Here is a 16201-nt window from a genome sequence, read left to right as displayed (position 1 = left end):
CGCCGGTGCGAGGGGCGTCCCCACCCCCAAGGACCTGGCCGGGCTCGGCCGCGACCGCGCGGCGGGCCAGGGAGCCGCAGGTACGGGCGGCGGCGTCCAGCCGGCACCCGCGGCCGGCGCCACCCTGCGCTGGTCGTCCGACAAGGGCTGGGTCGAGCGCGGCGGTCCGGTCGGCGAACCGTCCGAGACCGCGGGCCTGCCCACCCTCGCCCAGCTCACCAGCGCCGAGCAGCGCTGGGCCGACCGTGAGGAGGACATCACCGCGGTCAGCGGCGACCCCTTCGAGGTCGGCCAGGTCTTCGCCCGGCGCTGGACCGAGCGGCTCTCCGACTCCGCGCATCTCCAGCAGCTGTCGACGGAGTACCCCCGCATCCCGCACCGCATCGACGGTGAACTGCTGCGCTACGCCGCCCGGTTCGGGCTGCTCGCCCACAAGGACGACCAGATCGATGAGCACGACCGCTATGCGATCCGGGCCGGATTCTGGCGCGAGGTCGATCTGCGTACGGCTGCCGAGCACGCGCCGGCAGGGGACTGACGGCAGGCGTCCGCCCCGTCCCCGGGCGCGCCGCCGGTGCCCCGCGGGCCGGAGGCGGTCCGGGGACGCGTACCCTCGTAGCTCGTGAGGACGGGCGCAAAACAGGCGGAGCGCGGCGGGCCGGTGTGCGCCGTGCGGGACCTGGTGAAGACGTATCCCGCGATGCGCGGGCGCCGCGGCGCGGCACAGGCGCCTGCCGTACGCGCCAACGACGGCATCACCCTGGACGTACGACGCGGCGAGATCTTCGGGCTGCTCGGCCCCAACGGAGCCGGCAAGTCCACCCTGGTACGCCAGCTGACCGGACTGCTGCGCCCGGACTCCGGCACCATCTCCGTACTCGGCCACGATCTGGTGCGCTACCCGGAGCGGGCGGCCCGGCTGCTCGGCTATCTGGGGCAGGAGTCCACCGCCCTGGACGAGCTCACGGTCGCGCTGGCCGTGGAGACCACCGGCCGGCTGCGCGGCCTCGGCGCCCATGAGGCGCGTGCCGAACGGGACGCGGTGATCGGCGAGCTGGGCCTCGGCGACATCGCGGGACGGACGCTGAAGAAGCTGTCCGGCGGGCAGCGGCGGCTGGCCTGCTTCGCCACCGTGCTGATCGGCGCGCGGCCGCTGCTGGTGCTGGACGAGCCGACCACCGGCATGGACCCGGTCGCGCGGCGCGCGGTATGGGCCGCGGTGGACCGGCGCCGGGCCGAGCACGGCGCCACGGTGGTGCTGGTGACCCATAACGTCCTGGAGGCCGAGAGCGTGCTCGACCGGGTCGCGGTGATCGACCGGGGCCGGGTCATCGCCTGCGACACGCCCGGCGGACTGAAGGACATGGTGAGCGAGGAGGTCCGGCTGGAGCTGGTCTGGCGCGACCGCCCGCCGCTGGAGGTCCCCGAGATCGCCGCCCTCGAATCCGCCGCCCGCGCCTCCGGCCGCCGCTGGACCCTGCGCCTCCCCGCCGACCAGGCCCGCTCCGCCGTGGCCGCGGTCACCGCGGGCCCCGCCTTCGCCGCCCTCGACGACTTCACGCTGGCCACGCCGAGCCTGGAGGACGTGTATCTGGCGCTCGGCGGGCGCGCGGAGGGACTGGTGAAGGCGTGAACGGCGGCGGGCGCGGCGGACGTATGACATACCGGGGGCGTGGCAAGGAAGGCTTGGTGACAGGGTGAGTGTGGTTCCCGCGCAGGCGGTGGCGGGGGCGTCCCCGGGCGCCGGGGCGTGGTCCGAGGACGACGAGGCCGCCCCGCTGGCGCCGCGCGCCCGCCTGCTGCCCGCGCTCGGCGCCGTCTACCGCGCCCAGCTCTCCCGGGCCCGGGTCGCCCGGATCCCGCTGCTGTTCGTCGCCACCTTCCAGTCCGTAGGGATCATGGTCCTGCTGCGCGGAGTGGTCGACGGCGGCGCCCCGGCGCGGTCCGTGGTGTCCGGCTCCGCCGTGCTGGTCGTCGCGTTCGTCGCGCTCAACCTCCTCGCCCAGTACTTCGGCCAGCTACGGGCCGGCGGCGGACTCGACCACTACGCGACGCTGCCGGTGCCGCCGGCCGCGGTGGTGCTCGGCGCGGCCGCCGCCTACGCCTCGTTCACCGTGCCCGGCACGGTGGTCACCGCGGTCACCGGCTGTGTGCTCTTCCAGCTGCCGATGGCCAACCTCTGGGTACTGGCCGCCGTGCTCCCGCTCGCCGGAGCCGCGCTGTCCGGCCTCGGCGCGGCCCTCGGGCTGCTCGCCCCGCGCCAGGAACTCGCCACGCTCTGCGGCCAGTTGGGCATGTCGGCGGCGCTGCTGCTGGGCGTACTGCCGCCCGACGGGATGCCCGCGGTGATCGGCTGGGCCCGCGATCTGCTGCCCTCCACCTACGGTGTGGAAGCGCTGGCGCGCAGCTTCGATCCGCACCCCGACTGGGTCGCGGTCGGCGCCGACCTGGGCGTCTGCGCGGCCGTCGGGGTGCTCTCGCTGGCCGTCGCCACCTGGGCGTACCGCCGGGCGGCGACCCGATGACCGGTGCCCCCACCCCGAACGGGCGTCCTGATGCCGGTCCCACCGGCCCCACCTGGCACGATGACGGGGTGACCGCACCGCTGACGCCACCCGACAACCAACCGCCCGAAGAGCCGCAGCACCCCGAGGCCGCGCCCGCCGGGGGCCACGGCTCCACCGCCGACCACAGCGACCACGGAGACCACACCGGCCTCGGCGGCCCCGAGCTCGCTCGCGAGCTGCGCGAGGGCGCGCTGATCGCACTCCTGGTCGCGGTGAGCGGTGTGCTGCTCGGCGTGCTGTGGAACTGGCTCGCGCCGCACATCCCGCTGATCGCGGACACCCGCAACGTCTATCTGAAGAACACCGAGGGCGAGGAGGCGATCGGCGCGGACGGCACCTTCGTCCTGCTGTCCCTCGCCTTCGGTGTGCTCAGCACGGCGGTGGTCTTCCTCATCCGCCGGCGCGGCGGAATTCCGCTGGTGGTGGCGCTGGTCCTGGGCGGTCTGCTGGGCGCGGCGCTGGGCTGGCTGACCGGCATGTGGCTGGGCCCTACCCCGGACGTGGCCGCGCACGCCAAGCAGGTCGGCCCCGGTGTCACCTTCTACGGCCCGCTGCGGTTGCAGGCCAAGGGCGCGCTGCTGGTCTGGCCGATCGCCGCGATGCTGACGCAGCTGGCGCTGACCGGGCTGTTCGGGCCGCGCGACCCGGAGCCGCCGGCGCCGGACTGGTCCGGCCACCAAGGGCAGGACTGGTCCGGCCACCCCAGGCAGGAACCGCCGGCCGAGGGCTGAGGCCCTGGGGGCGGCCCGCCACCGCGGCCGCCCCGCCGGCTCCGTCAGCCGCGCGCGATCGGCGCGACCCGGGCATCGGTGAGCGCCACCAGATCCTCCGGTGCCAGCTCGACCTCCAGCCCGCGCCGGCCCGCCGAGACACAGACCGTCGGCCGGCCCTCGGCCGAGGCGTCCACGACCGTACGCAGCCGCTTGCGCTGACCCAGCGGCGAGATCCCGCCGAGGACGTACCCCGTACTGCGCTCGGCCGCCGCCGGATCGGCCATCACGGCCCGTTTGCCGCCGACCGCGGCCGCCAGCGCCTTGAGATCGAGGGAGCCGGACACCGGGACCACGGCGACCGTGAGCGTGCCGTCGACCTCCGCGAGCAGCGTCTTGAACACCTGGTCGGGTGCGACACCGAGGGCCTCGGCGGCCTCCTCGCCGTACGAGGGTGCGGCCGGGTCGTGCTCGTAGGAGTGCGTCGTGAAGGGGACGCCTGCCGCGGTGAGGGCGACCGTCGCGGGCGTGCCGACGGACTTCTTGGACTTCTTCGCCAACGTCTTCGTGCCTCGCGTCAGTTGGGGCTGGTCGGCTGCCTGGTCAGATCCACGGCCGGCAGCGACGGGAGCTTACCGAGCAGCGCCGACTCGTGGCGAAGCAGTTTCAGCTCGTGCGCCAGCCGGACCGTGGTGTCCGGCGCCTCCAGCAGCCGCTGCTTGGCGGGGACGTCCAGCACGGCCGCGGCGGCGACGAGGTACGACAGCACCGACGGGTCGCCCGGCAGGTCCTGCCCGCTCGACAGGGTCCGCTCGTTCGCCCAGGCCAGCCGCTTCTGATACGTACGGAAGGCCCGTACGACGCCCGAGGCGAGCGCGCCCGCGCCCTCCCCCTGGCCCTCTTCCAGCTCCTCCAGCTCGCCGGTCAGATACGGCCCGGAGGCGTCCACCGACAGCAGCCGGAAGCGGGTGGTGCCGGTGGCCAGGACCTCGTAGCCGGTGTCGTCGGCGGACGACTTCTCCCGGATGGTCGCCGCGTCCGCGATACAGCCCACCGAATGGAACGCCTGGATCGGGTCGTCGCCGAAGCCCGCCGCGGGACCGTCGGCGGACGGCACCGTGGCATCCGGCATCCCCTGCGCGGTGGGCGCGACCTCCCGGCCGTCCCGGATCGCGATCACCGCGAAGCGCCGGTCGTCCTCCGGCAGCGCGCTCAGATCGCGCATCATCGCCCGGTACCGCGCCTCGAAGACGTTCAGCGGGAGCACGAGTCCCGGGAACAGCACCGAGTTCAGCGGGAAGAGCGGTAGGCGCACGGAGGTCACAGCCGGTAAGCCTAGAGCCTGTGGCGACCGGGGCCACCACCCGGACCAGGGTTATTGTCGGCGGAGCAGTCGTGACGCACCGGCCGCGACCGTTGTGGCGAGCACCCAGCCCGCCAGGATCAGCACCGCCGCCGCCCACTGCGCAGCGCCCTCGGGCTTCCAGGCCGCGTCCTGATTGAGGTCGATCACCGGCAGCAGCAGGTCGAGGGAGTAGAGATACGGGTTCCAGGGCGGCGCCTCGCCCGCCTTGAGGGGCGGCGGCGGGGACATCGAGAAGTAGATCGTGCCGATCGCCCACAGGATCGCCATCCACACCGCGGCCCGCCCGGGGCGGTAGCCGTACGCCACCGTCCAGTCCTGAAGGAACCCCCAGGCCTTCGCCGCCAGCGGCAGCGTCTCGCGGCGCCGCCGCTGCTTGGCCAGCAGCACCTCGCGGGCGCCTGCGTCCTCGCCGCTGGTGCGCAGCGAGGTGGCGAGCATCTCGTACGGTTCGGGCGCGTACTCAGGCGTCGCAGCGGCCACCCACTGCAGCCGCTGGGCGAGCGGGAAGTGGCCGCGCGGGATCAGCGTCTCGTACGCGAAGCCGGCCATCCACAGCCCGCCGAGCCCCGGCCAGGCCGCCGACTTGTCGACAAGATTGACGACCCGGGCGCCGGAGAGGATCACCCGGCCGCGCTGCGGGCGCTCGCCGAGGAAGCGCAGCTCCGGCGTCTGGATGCGGCGCAGCGACAGCTCCTGGTCGGACTCCATGATGAACCGGGCGTGCTCGAAGTCGACCGCGTCACCGAACCGCCCGTCGTCCAGGCGCATCCCGCCCTCGCACTCGAAGCGCTGCATACGCGTGCCGCGCGAGGGGGTGTGCGCGATGCCGTACGGGGGTGTGGCGCTGCTGGAGAACGGGGAGTTCGCGAGGCCCGCGGCGGTCAGATAGAGGGTGCGCTCGACGGTCAGCTGTGGGGCGTTCAGCGCCCGGCGGCCGAAGGGGTTGCTCAGCCGGCTGCCGCGCAGGCTCAGCGACACGCCGATGGTGGCGCCGCGCAGCGACAGCTCGCCGTAGGACTCCAGCATCTCGGCCTGCAGATCCTGGGCGACGGTCAGCCCGTCCGCCATGATCGAACGGCCCTGCCGGTCCTTGTGCACCACCGTCTGATTGAGCATCAGGTCCGTGCCGATGTGCGCGTCGGTGAGCCGGATACCGGAGTGCACCACACAGCGCGGCAGATGCAGATCGCCCTCGGTGTGCAGCCGGGCCGCCTCGACCCGGGGTATCGCGCAGTTCACCAGCCGCAGTGTGGTGAAACGGCTCTCCGGCAGCACCACCTCGGCCTCGAAGCGGCAGTCCCGCAGCTCGACGAATGGCTTGATCGTGCCCCCGGCGACGTCGAGAGTGTCCGTGATGTACGCGCCGGTGAGCTTCAGGGCGGAGACCCGGCCCGGCTGCGCCGGCGGCCCGTCGAGCAGCAGCAGCGCCACGACACGGGCCCGCACCCGGCGCTCGGGGCCCCACAGATGCTGCCCGTGCGGATCGTCGCGGACCGGGTCCCCGATGTGCAGATCGCAGGTGCTGCCGTTGCGGAAGGCCTGCCACATGCTCCATTCCGCCGATGTCAGCTGAAGGTCGGCGGGCGCGTCGCCGTCCCCGGGCTCGGTCACTGTGGATCCCCCTTGCTCTCCCGTGGTGTGTCGCAACCTGTTCGGACGCATGTGGTGCGCTGGTCGTGTGCTGTGGTCGTGGTGCGTCCCGCAGGTCTCCCCGTACGCCTTGGGTGGCCCTTGCCCGCCCCGTGACTGCTTGAACACGCGTGGTCAGGGCCAACTCCGGTCAACTTCCGCACACGGCTTGACCGTGCGTCCGGACGGTGTGTCGCTGTGTATCACTGAGTGATACGGCCGCTCGGGCCCAAGAGTGGGTCTGAGACACTGGGAGGGTGATCTCCCGAATCGATCTGCGCGGTGACGCCCTCCCCGAGGGCGGCGCCCTGCGCGACCTGCTGCCCCGTGCCGAGTTCGACGTGGAAGCCGCCCTGGAGAAGGTGCGGCCCATCTGCGAGGACGTACGCCATCGCGGCACCGCGGCGCTGATCGATTATGCGCGGCGGTTCGACGGCGTCGAGATCGAGCGCGTACGGGTGCCCGCCGAGGCACTGCGCAGCGCCCTCGCCGAGCTGGACCCGGCCGTGCGGGCCGCCCTGGAGGAGTCCATCCGGCGCGCCCGGATCGTGCACCGCGAACAGCGCCGCACGGACGTGACGACCAAGGTCGTCCCCGGCGGCACGGTCACCGAACGCTGGGTGCCGGTCGAGCGGGTGGGCCTCTACGTCCCCGGCGGCCTGGCCGTCTACCCGTCCTCCGTCGTCATGAACGTCGTCCCGGCCCAGGAAGCCGGCGTCGAGGGCATCGCCGTGACCTCCCCGCCGCAGAAGGAGTTCGGCGGCCTGCCGCACCCGACCATCCTCGCCGCCTGCGCGCTGCTCGGCGTCGACGAGGTCTACGCCGCCGGCGGCGCCCAGGCCATCGCGATGTTCGCGTACGGCACCGAGGAGTGCCTGCCGGTCAACCTCGTCACGGGCCCCGGCAACATCTTCGTCGCCTCCGCCAAGCGCCTCCTCAAGGGCCGTATCGGCATCGACGCCGAGGCCGGCCCCACCGAGATCGCGGTCCTCGCGGACGCCACCGCCGACCCCGAGCATGTCGCCGCCGACCTGATCAGCCAGGCCGAGCACGACACCCTCGCCGCGGCCGTCCTGGTCACCGACTCCACCGAGCTCGCCGACGCCGTCGACGAGGCGCTGAAGCGGCAGGTCGCGGTCACCAAGCACATCGAGCGGATCACCGAGGCGCTGGCCGGACGGCAGTCCGCCGTCGTCCTCGTCGACGGCATCGACGAGGGCCTGCGGGTCGTGGACGCCTACGGCGCCGAACACCTTGAGATCCAGACCGCCGACGCCTCCGCCGTCGCCGCCCGGGTCCGCAACGCCGGTGCGATCTTCGTCGGCCCGTACGCCCCGGTCTCGCTGGGCGACTACTGCGCCGGCTCCAACCACGTGCTGCCCACCGGCGGCTGCGCCTGCCACTCCTCCGGACTGTCCGTGCAGTCCTTCCTGCGCGGCATCCATGTCGTGGACTACTCGCGTGATGCGCTGGCCGAGGTCGCCCACCATGTGGTGACCCTCGCCGAGGCCGAGGATCTCCCGGCCCATGGTGCTGCTGTGAAGGCCCGTTTTGCCGGAGGCGAACGAGACCAGCACAGTGACTGGAAGGTCCCGCAGAGCAAGTGAGCAGGCACGTGACCAAGATCGACGACCTCCCCATCCGGGACGAGCTCCGCGGCAAGTCCCCGTACGGTGCCCCGCAGTTGGACGTGCCCGTACGCCTGAACACCAACGAGAACCCCTACCCGCTGCCCGAGCCGCTGGTCCTGCGGATCGCCGAGCGGGTGACCGAGGCCGCCCGGCAGCTCAACCGCTACCCCGACCGGGACGCGGTCGAGCTGCGCACCGAACTGGCCCGCTACCTCACCCGCACCGGCGGCCACGAGGTCACCAAGGACCAGGTCTGGGCCGCCAACGGCTCCAACGAGGTCATCCAGCAGCTGCTGCAGACCTTCGCCGGCCCCGGCCGCACCGCCATCGGCTTCGAGCCCTCGTACTCGATGCACGCGCTCATCTCCCGCGGCACCGGCACCGGCTGGATCTCCGGCCCGCGCAACGAGGACTTCACCATCGATGTCGAGGCGGCGGTCGCGGCCATCGCCGAGCAGCGGCCCGATGTGGTCTTCATCTGCTCGCCGAACAACCCGACCGGCACCGCCGTCGAGGCCGGGACGGTGCTCGCGCTGTACGAGGCCGCGCAGGCGGCCCGGGCGGACGACCGGGGCGCGCTGGTGGTGATCGACGAGGCCTACGGCGAGTTCAGCCACCGCCCCTCGCTGCTGCCGCTGATCGAGGGCCGGCCGAATCTGGTCGTCTCGCGGACCATGTCCAAGGCGTTCGGCGCCGCCGGGCTGCGGCTGGGCTATCTGGCCGCCGACGCCGCCGTGGTCGACGCCGTGCAGCTCGTCCGGCTCCCGTACCACCTCTCGTCCGTCACCCAGGCCACCGCGCTCGCCGCGCTGGAGCACACCGATACGCTCCTGAAGTACGTCGAACAGCTCAAGACCGAGCGGGACCGCCTGGTCGACGAGCTGCGCGCGATGGGCTGCGAGGTCGTCGCCTCCGACGCCAACTTCGTACAGTTCGGCCTCTTCGACGACGCGCAGGCCACCTGGCAGGCGATCCTCGACCACGGCGTGCTGGTCCGTGACAACGGTGTACCGGGCTGGCTGCGGGTCACCGCCGGCACCCCGGCCGAGAACGACGCGTTCCTCGACGCGGTTCGTGCAGTACTGAAGGAGAGCAAGCGATGACCCGCGTAGGACGCGTGGAGCGCACCACCAAGGAAACGTCCGTGCTCGTCGAGATCGACCTCGACGGCAGGGGGGACGTGGAAGTGTCGACCGGTGTCGGCTTCTACGACCACATGCTCGACCAGCTCGGCCGGCACGGTCTGTTCGACCTCAAGGTCAAGACCGATGGCGATCTGCACATCGACACCCACCACACCATCGAGGACACCGCCCTCGCGCTGGGTGCCGCCTTCAAGCAGGCCCTCGGCGACAAGTCCGGCATCTACCGCTTCGGCAACTGCACGGTGCCCCTGGACGAGTCGCTCGCCCAGGTGACCGTCGACCTCTCCGGCCGCCCGTATCTGGTGCACACCGAGCCGGAGAACATGGCGCCGATGATCGGCTCGTACGACACGACGATGACCCGGCACATCTTCGAGTCCTTCGTCGCCCAGGCCCAGATCGCGCTGCACATCCACGTCCCGTACGGCCGCAACGCCCACCACATCGTGGAGTGCCAGTTCAAGGCGCTGGCCCGGGCCCTGCGCTACGCCAGCGAACGCGATCCGCGGGCGGCCGGAATCATTCCCTCCACCAAGGGAGCGCTGTGAACGGTCTGTCCACCGTCTTCATCCTGCTCGGTCTCTTCCTCCTCGGTGGCATCTACTCCTTCTGGAAGCAGCAGCTGCCCAAGAGCCTGATCGTGCTGCTGTGCATCGGGTCGGCGATGTGCCTGGCCGCCGGCGTGCTGCGGCTGGAGGTATGGAATTGACCGCCGCCAAGAAGGTCGTCGTCCTCGACTACGGCTTCGGCAATGTCCGCTCCGCCGAGCGGGCGCTGGCGCACGTCGGCGCCGAGGTGGAGATCACCCGGGACTACGACCGGGCGATGAACGCCGATGGGCTGCTGGTCCCCGGCGTCGGCGCGTTCGCCGCCTGTATGCGGGGGCTGAAGGAAGCCCGCGGTGACTGGATCGTCGGCCGCCGGCTGTCCGGTGGCCGCCCCGTCATGGGTATCTGCGTCGGCATGCAGATCCTCTTCGGCCGCGGCATCGAGCACGGCGTGGAGACCGAGGGCCTGGACGAGTGGCCCGGCACGGTCGGCCCGCTCAAGGCCGAGATCGTCCCGCACATGGGCTGGAACACCGTCGACGCCCCCGAGGGCTCGCGGCTCTTCGCCGGCCTGCCCGTCGACGCCCGCTACTACTTCGTGCACTCCTACGCGGTGCACGACTGGGAGCTGGAGGTCGGCAACCCGCACATCGCCGCGCCGAAGGTCACCTGGGCCACGCACGGCGAGCCGTTCGTGGCCGCGGTCGAGAACGGTCCGCTGTGGGCCACCCAGTTCCACCCCGAGAAGTCCGGCGATGCCGGTGCCCAGCTCCTGACCAATTGGATCGAGACCCTGTAATGCCGAACGCGCCGAAGCTCGAACTCCTCCCCGCCGTCGACGTCCGCGACGGCCAGGCCGTCCGCCTCGTCCACGGCGAGTCCGGCTCCGAGACCTCCTACGGCGACCCGCTGGAGGCGGCCCTCGCCTGGCAGCGGGCCGGCGCCGAGTGGCTGCACCTCGTCGACCTCGACGCGGCGTTCGGCACCGGCGACAACCGTGCGCAGATCGCCGAGGTCGCCCGCTCGATGGACATCAAGGTCGAGCTGTCCGGCGGCATCCGCGACGACGACTCGCTGGCCGCCGCCCTGGCCACCGGCTGCACCCGCGTCAACATCGGCACCGCGGCCCTGGAGAACCCCGAGTGGGTCGCCAAGATCATCGCCGAGCACGGTGACCAGATCGCGGTCGGCCTGGACGTCCGCGGCACGACGCTGCGCGGCCGCGGCTGGACCCGCGACGGCGGCGACCTCTACGAGACGCTGGCCCGCCTGGACTCCGAGGGCTGCGCCCGCTACGTCGTCACCGACATCAACAAGGACGGCACCCTCCAGGGCCCCAACCTGGAGCTGCTGCGCAACGTCTGCGCGGTCACCGACCGCCCCGTCGTCGCCTCCGGCGGCGTTTCCTCCCTCGACGACCTGCGGGCACTTGCCACGCTGGTACCGGAAGGTGTCGAGGGCGCGATCGTCGGCAAGGCGCTCTACGCGAAGGCGTTCACCCTCGAAGAGGCGCTGGCAGCAGTGTCGTAACGGCGAACGGAAGGCTGCACGATGACCATCGAGCGCGTACGGACCGACAGTCCCTTGGAAGCAGCCATCGGCTTCGCACGCGCCGTGGCGGCCGGCGACCGGGTGCTGGTCGCCGGCACGATGCCAGTGGTCGACGACATCGTGCAGGGTCTGGGCGATCCCTACGAACAGACCAAGGCCGCCTTCACCAACGCGCTGGCGGCGCTGAAGCCCTTCGGCCTCGGCGCCGACGCGGTCCTGCGCACCCGTATGTACCTCACCCACGTCCGCGACGTGGACGAGGCCGGCCGCGCCCACAAGGAGCTCTTCGACGGCGCACCGCCCGTCACGACCCTGCTCGTGGTCTCCGGCTTCGCCGACCCCCGTGTGCTGGTCGAGGTAGAACTAGAAGCTTTCCGAGAGCTGTCAGAGAGGCCTGAACAGACATGACCCTGGCGGTCCGAGTCATCCCTTGCCTGGACGTCGACAACGGCCGGGTCGTCAAGGGCGTCAACTTCCAGAACCTGCGGGACGCGGGCGACCCCGTCGAGATGGCGAAGATCTACGGTGACGAGGGCGCCGACGAGCTGACCTTCCTCGACATCACCGCCTCCTCCGGCAACCGCGAGACCACCTACGACGTGGTCCGCCGCACCGCCGAGCAGGTCTTCATCCCGCTCACCGTCGGCGGCGGCGTGCGCACCCCCGAGGACGTCGACAAGCTGCTGCGGGCCGGTGCCGACAAGGTCGGCGTCAACACCGCCGCCATCGCCCGCCCCGACGTGATCCGGGAAATCGCCGAACGCTTCGGCAGCCAGGTCCTGGTCCTCTCCGTCGACGCCCGCCGCACCGACGCCGGGACGCCGTCCGGATACGAGGTCACCACCCACGGCGGCCGCCGCGGCACCGGCATCGACGCCGTGGAATGGGCTCACCGCGCCGCCGAGCTGGGCGCCGGCGAGATCCTCCTCAACTCCATGGACGCCGACGGCACCAAGGACGGCTACGACGTCGCGATGATCGAGGCGGTCCGCAAGCACGTCACCATCCCGGTGATCGCCTCCGGCGGCGCCGGCAAGCTGGACGACTTCGCCCCGGCCGTGGCCGCCGGCGCCGACGCCGTCCTCGCCGCCTCCGTCTTCCACTTCGGCGACCTGCGCATCGGCCAGGTCAAGGACGCCCTGCGCGAGGCGGGGCACCCGGTGCGCTGAGCCCGTAGGCTCCGCCCATGAGTCGTGTCAACGATGTGGGCGGTCAGACCGGGTTCGGGGCGCTGGAGATCGAGGCGGACGAGCCGCCGTTCCACGCCGACTGGGAGGCGCGGGTGTTCGCGTTGAACTCCGTGCTGGTCCGGAACGGGGTCTACCGGCTCGACGAGTTCCGCGACGCGGTGGAGCGGATGGATCCCCAGGAGTACCTGGCCACCTCGTACTACGAGCGCTGGCTGAAGGCGATCGAGACCCTGCTCGCGGAGCGCAAGGTGCTCGCCGATGGGTGAACTCCGGGCGGGGGAGCGGGTCCGGGTACGCGCCGGTGATCCGGCGGGGCACACCCGTGTGCCGCGGTACGTCCGCGGCCAGATCGGGCGGATCGTCGAGTCGCAGGGCAGTTGGGCGCTTGCCGACGAGGTGGCGGCCGGTGTCGCCGAGCCACGGGTCGAGCCCGTCTACACCGTGGCCTTCGCCGCGGCCGACCTGTGGGGCGAGGGGGATCACGAGGTCACCGTCGACCTCTGGGAGTCGTACATCGAGCCGGTGCGGAAGGACGAGACATGAGCGGGGAGCACACGAGTGCGCCGGTGGCGGCGCGGGTGAGGCGGCTGGAAGAGCGGCTGATCGAGGCCGGTGTGGTCGGCGAGGAACAGCTCGACGCGGCGCTCGCCGCGATGCTCAAGGGCGCCTCGCCGGTCAACGGGGCGCGGATCGTGGCGCGGGCCTGGGTCGACGAGGGCTTCCGGGCGCGGCTGCTGGACGATGCCAATGCCGCGCTGCCGGAGGTGGGGCTGTCGATGGCGGGCGGGATCCAGGAGCAGCGGCTCAAGGTCGTCGAGAACACCGAAACCGCGCACCACGTCATCGTGTGCACCTTGTGCTCCTGCTATCCGATCGGGCTGCTGGGGCCGTCGCCGTCCTGGTACAAGAGCGAGGCCTACCGCTCGCGGGTGGTGCGCGAACCGCGTGCCGTGCTGGCCGAGTTCGGGCTGGAGCTGCCGGCGGACACCGCGGTCACGGTGTGGGATTCCAGTGCGGAGAGCCGCTATCTGGTCCTGCCGCGGCGGCCCGACGGCACCGCCGGGATGAGCGAGCCGGAGCTGGCCGCGCTCGTCACCCGGGAAGGGCTCATCGGGACCGCCGCGGTGTGACGCGCCGCGGTGTGACTCAGCGCCCCTTCCGTGCCGCCCGTACGAACTCGCGGTTCATCGTGCTGATGCTGAACAGCGGAATGCCCTTGGGGCAGGCGGTGGCGCATTCGCCGGTGTTGGTGCAGCCGCCGAAGCCCTCGGCGTCCATCTGGCCGACCATGTCCAAAACGCGCGAGGCGCGCTCCGGGGCTCCCTGGGGCAGGGAGTTGAGGTGGACGACCTTGGCGGAGGTGAAGAGCATCGCCGAGCCGTTGGGGCAGGCCGCCACGCAGGCGCCGCAGCCGATGCACTCGGCGTGTTCGAAGGCGGTGTCGGCGGCCGGCTTGGGAACGGCGGTGGCGTGCGCTTCGGGGGCGGCGCCGGTGGGGGCGGTGATGTAGCCGCCGGACTGGATGATGCGGTCGAAGGCGGAGCGGTCGACGACCAGGTCCTTGACGACGGGGAAGGCCGAGGCGCGCCAGGGCTCGATGTCGATGGTGTCGCCGTCGGAGAAGGACCGCATGTGCAGCTGGCAGGTGGTGGTCCGCTCCGGGCCGTGGGCGTCGCCGTTGATGACGAGCGAGCAGGCGCCGCAGATGCCCTCGCGGCAGTCGTGGTCGAAGGCGACCGGGTCGTCACCGCCCAGGATCAGCTCCTCGTTGAGGGTGTCGAGCATCTCCAGGAACGACATGTCCGGGGAGATGCCGTCCACCTCGTACGTGGACATCGCGCCGGGGGCGTCGGCGTTCTTCTGGCGCCAGACGCGCAGGGTGAGCCTCATGCGTAGCTCCGCTGGGTGGGGTGGACGTACTCGAAGACGAGGTCTTCCTTGTGAAGGACGGGAGCGTCACCGGTCGCGACGAACTCCCAGGCGGCGGCATACGAGAACTCCCCGTCGCGCCGGGCCGCCTCGCCGTCCGGGGTCCGATACTCCTCGCGGAAGTGCCCGCCGCAGGACTCGGCGCGGTGCAGGGCGTCGAGGCACATCAGCTCGGCGAGCTCCAGGTAGTCGACGATGCGGTTGGCCTTCTCCAGGGACTGGTTGAACTCCTCACCGGTGCCGGGCACCTTGATGCGGCGCCAGAACTCCGCACGGATCTGCGGGATGCGCTCCAGGGCCTTGCGCAGCCCCGTTTCCGTACGGGCCATACCGCAGAACTCCCACATCAGCTCGCCGAGTTCGCGGTGGAAGGAGTCGGGCGTACGGTCGCCGTCGACGGCGAGCAGCTTCGCGAGCCGGTCCTCGGTCTCGGCCACCACGTCCCGTACGACAGGGTGCTCGCCGGAGACCTCGTCGTGGTGCGGATGGCGCGCCAGGTAGTCGTTGATGGTGGAGGGCAGTACGAAGTAGCCGTCCGCGAGCCCCTGCATCAGGGCCGAGGCGCCGAGCCGGTTCGCGCCGTGGTCCGAGAAGTTGGCCTCACCGATCGCGAACAGGCCGGGGATCGTGGTCTGCAGGTCGTAGTCGACCCAGAGGCCGCCCATCGTGTAGTGCACGGCCGGGTAGATCCGCATCGGGACCTGGTACGGGTCCTCGTCGGTGATCCGGGCGTACATGTCGAAGAGGTTGCCGTACTTCGCCTCGACGGCCTTGCGGCCCATGCGCGCGAGGGCGTCCGCGAAGTCGAGGTAGACGCCCTGGCCGCCGGGGCCGACGCCGCGCCCTTCGTCGCAGACGTTCTTCGCGGCCCTGGACGCGATGTCGCGGGGCACGAGGTTGCCGAAGGACGGGTAGATGCGCTCCAGGTAGTAGTCGCGCTCGTCCTCGGGGATCTTGTTCGGCGGGCGGTCGTCGCCGCGGGTCTTCGGCACCCAGATACGGCCGTCGTTGCGCAGCGACTCACTCATCAGCGTCAGCTTCGACTGGTGGTCGCCGGTGCGCGGAATGCAGGTGGGGTGGATCTGTGTGAAGCAGGGGTTGGCGAAGTACGCCCCGCGGCGGTGGGCCCGCCACACCGCCGTGGCGTTGGAGTTCATGGCGTTCGTCGACAGGTAGAAGACGTTGCCGTAGCCGCCGGTGGCGAGCACCACCGCGTCCGCGAAGTAGGTGTCGATCTTCCCGGTGATCAGGTCACGGGCGACGATGCCCCGGGCCCGCCCGTCCACCACGATCACATCGAGCATCTCGGTACGCGGATGCATGGCCACGTTCCCGGCGGCGATCTGCCGGGACAGCGCCTGGTAGGCGCCGAGCAGCAGCTGCTGGCCCGTCTGGCCGCGGGCGTAGAACGTCCGTGACACCTGTACGCCGCCGAAGGACCGGGTGTCGAGCAGGCCGCCGTACTCGCGGGCGAACGGCACACCCTGTGCCACGCACTGGTCGATGATCTCGACGGAGATCTGCGCGAGGCGGTGGACGTTCGACTCACGGGCGCGGAAGTCGCCACCCTTGACGGTGTCGTAGAAGAGGCGGTGGACGGAGTCGCCGTCGTTGCGGTAGTTCTTCGCGGCGTTGATCCCGCCCTGGGCGGCGATGGAGTGCGCCCGGCGCGGCGAGTCCTGGTAGCAGAACTGCTCGACGTGGTAGCCCTGTTCGGCGAGCGTCGCGCCGGCCGCGCCGCCCGCGAGCCCGGTGCCGACGACGATGATCGTGTGCTTGCGGCGGTTGGCCGGGTTGACCAGCTTCGCCTCGAAGCGGCGGCGGTCCCAGCGCTCGGCGATCGGCCCGTCGGGGGCCGCGGTGTCGGCGACGGGCAGGCCGGTCACGTAGTCGGCGTAGTTGCCGTGCGTCGTCAGGTCGGCGGTCGAAGTCATG

General features: G+C 71.7%; 19 protein-coding genes and 1 pseudogene. 15 read left to right on the top strand and 5 right to left on the bottom strand.

The features are described from left to right. The 4 genes and pseudogenes from DY245_RS22950 to DY245_RS22935 form a co-directional block, all read left to right on the top strand. Positions 1 to 538: pseudogene (locus tag DY245_RS22950) on the top strand (NYN domain-containing protein); the annotation flags it as partial. An 84-nt stretch (positions 539 to 622) separates the two neighbouring features. After that, positions 623 to 1633 (top strand): ABC transporter ATP-binding protein, encoded by a 1011-nt coding sequence (locus DY245_RS22945; protein WP_128509122.1) that lies wholly within the window; start codon positions 623 to 625, stop codon positions 1631 to 1633. Positions 1634 to 1697: 64 nt separating this feature from the next. Further along, positions 1698 to 2525, top strand: coding sequence for an ABC transporter permease (locus DY245_RS22940; RefSeq protein ID WP_128509121.1), 828 nt, complete (start codon positions 1698 to 1700; stop codon positions 2523 to 2525). A 68-nt stretch (positions 2526 to 2593) separates the two neighbouring features. After that, positions 2594 to 3298 (top strand): ABC transporter permease, encoded by a 705-nt coding sequence (locus DY245_RS22935; RefSeq protein WP_181923818.1) that lies wholly within the window; start codon positions 2594 to 2596, stop codon positions 3296 to 3298. Between the two features lie 44 nt (positions 3299 to 3342). Here the strand turns inward: DY245_RS22935 and ybaK are convergent, their stop codons facing one another. The 3 genes from ybaK to DY245_RS22920 are packed head-to-tail and all read right to left on the bottom strand — an operon-like array spanning position 3343 to position 6254. Further along, positions 3343 to 3837 (bottom strand): Cys-tRNA(Pro) deacylase, encoded by a 495-nt coding sequence (ybaK, locus tag DY245_RS22930; protein ID WP_128509119.1) that lies wholly within the window; start codon positions 3835 to 3837, stop codon positions 3343 to 3345. A 17-nt stretch (positions 3838 to 3854) separates the two neighbouring features. After that, entirely contained in the window at positions 3855 to 4601 is a 747-nt protein-coding gene (locus DY245_RS22925) for an LON peptidase substrate-binding domain-containing protein (RefSeq protein ID WP_128509118.1), read from the bottom strand. Between the two features lie 51 nt (positions 4602 to 4652). Next, a complete protein-coding gene (locus tag DY245_RS22920; RefSeq protein ID WP_128509117.1) occupies positions 4653 to 6254 on the bottom strand; it encodes an oxidoreductase in 1602 nt (533 codons plus the stop codon). A 275-nt stretch (positions 6255 to 6529) separates the two neighbouring features. On the opposite strand from DY245_RS22920, the gene hisD reads away from it, so the two are divergent. From hisD to DY245_RS22870, 11 genes are read left to right on the top strand one after another with little or no spacing between them, the layout of a single operon-like run. Further along, positions 6530 to 7879 carry a histidinol dehydrogenase gene (hisD, locus tag DY245_RS22915; RefSeq protein WP_128509116.1) on the top strand — a complete coding sequence of 450 codons (1350 nt, stop codon included), beginning with the start codon at positions 6530 to 6532 and terminating at the stop codon, positions 7877 to 7879. Positions 7880 to 7887: 8 nt separating this feature from the next. Then, positions 7888 to 9006, top strand: coding sequence for a histidinol-phosphate transaminase (locus tag DY245_RS22910; RefSeq protein WP_128509115.1), 1119 nt, complete (start codon positions 7888 to 7890; stop codon positions 9004 to 9006). Beyond that, on the top strand, positions 9003 to 9596 hold the full coding sequence (hisB, locus tag DY245_RS22905; protein WP_093644834.1) for an imidazoleglycerol-phosphate dehydratase HisB: 594 nt from the start codon (positions 9003 to 9005) through the stop codon (positions 9594 to 9596). The genes DY245_RS22910 and hisB overlap by 4 nt, the downstream gene beginning before the upstream one ends. Next, positions 9593 to 9757: a hypothetical protein gene (locus DY245_RS44580; RefSeq protein WP_181923817.1), complete on the top strand. Its 165-nt coding sequence runs from the start codon at positions 9593 to 9595 to the stop codon at positions 9755 to 9757. Before hisB ends, DY245_RS44580 begins: the two co-directional genes overlap by 4 nt. Further along, on the top strand, positions 9748 to 10395 hold the full coding sequence (gene hisH / locus DY245_RS22900; protein ID WP_128509114.1) for an imidazole glycerol phosphate synthase subunit HisH: 648 nt from the start codon (positions 9748 to 9750) through the stop codon (positions 10393 to 10395). Before DY245_RS44580 ends, hisH begins: the two co-directional genes overlap by 10 nt. Then, positions 10395 to 11126, top strand: coding sequence for a bifunctional 1-(5-phosphoribosyl)-5-((5-phosphoribosylamino)methylideneamino)imidazole-4-carboxamide isomerase/phosphoribosylanthranilate isomerase PriA (gene priA / locus DY245_RS22895; RefSeq protein WP_128509113.1), 732 nt, complete (start codon positions 10395 to 10397; stop codon positions 11124 to 11126). The genes hisH and priA overlap by 1 nt, the downstream gene beginning before the upstream one ends. Positions 11127 to 11147: 21 nt before the next feature. Continuing rightward, the gene (locus tag DY245_RS22890; protein WP_128509112.1) at positions 11148 to 11555 is read left to right on the top strand and encodes a Rid family hydrolase; all 408 of its coding nucleotides are present in this window, start codon (positions 11148 to 11150) and stop codon (positions 11553 to 11555) included. Beyond that, positions 11552 to 12316: an imidazole glycerol phosphate synthase subunit HisF gene (hisF, locus tag DY245_RS22885; RefSeq protein ID WP_128509111.1), complete on the top strand. Its 765-nt coding sequence runs from the start codon at positions 11552 to 11554 to the stop codon at positions 12314 to 12316. The genes DY245_RS22890 and hisF overlap by 4 nt, the downstream gene beginning before the upstream one ends. Before the next feature lie 17 nt (positions 12317 to 12333). Continuing rightward, the gene (locus DY245_RS47580; RefSeq protein WP_128509110.1) at positions 12334 to 12603 is read left to right on the top strand and encodes an SH3-like domain-containing protein; all 270 of its coding nucleotides are present in this window, start codon (positions 12334 to 12336) and stop codon (positions 12601 to 12603) included. Beyond that, positions 12596 to 12880, top strand: coding sequence for an SH3-like domain-containing protein (locus DY245_RS47575; protein WP_128509109.1), 285 nt, complete (start codon positions 12596 to 12598; stop codon positions 12878 to 12880). Before DY245_RS47580 ends, DY245_RS47575 begins: the two co-directional genes overlap by 8 nt. Beyond that, positions 12877 to 13467 carry a nitrile hydratase subunit alpha gene (locus tag DY245_RS22870; RefSeq protein ID WP_128509108.1) on the top strand — a complete coding sequence of 197 codons (591 nt, stop codon included), beginning with the start codon at positions 12877 to 12879 and terminating at the stop codon, positions 13465 to 13467. The genes DY245_RS47575 and DY245_RS22870 overlap by 4 nt, the downstream gene beginning before the upstream one ends. A 16-nt stretch (positions 13468 to 13483) precedes the next feature. Here the strand turns inward: DY245_RS22870 and DY245_RS22865 are convergent, their stop codons facing one another. Further along, positions 13484 to 14227, bottom strand: a complete 744-nt coding sequence (locus DY245_RS22865; RefSeq protein ID WP_128509107.1) for a succinate dehydrogenase/fumarate reductase iron-sulfur subunit — start codon at positions 14225 to 14227, stop codon at positions 13484 to 13486. Then, positions 14224 to 16200, bottom strand: a complete 1977-nt coding sequence (locus DY245_RS22860; RefSeq protein ID WP_244943203.1) for a fumarate reductase/succinate dehydrogenase flavoprotein subunit — start codon at positions 16198 to 16200, stop codon at positions 14224 to 14226. The genes DY245_RS22865 and DY245_RS22860 overlap by 4 nt, the downstream gene beginning before the upstream one ends. Position 16201 lies beyond the last annotated feature (1 nt).

Source organism: Streptomyces inhibens, from assembly GCF_003389455.1.
In the GTDB taxonomy this organism is placed as follows: Bacteria; Actinomycetota; Actinomycetes; order Streptomycetales; family Streptomycetaceae; genus Streptomyces; species Streptomyces inhibens.
This window is presented reverse-complemented; position numbering and strand designations above follow the sequence as displayed.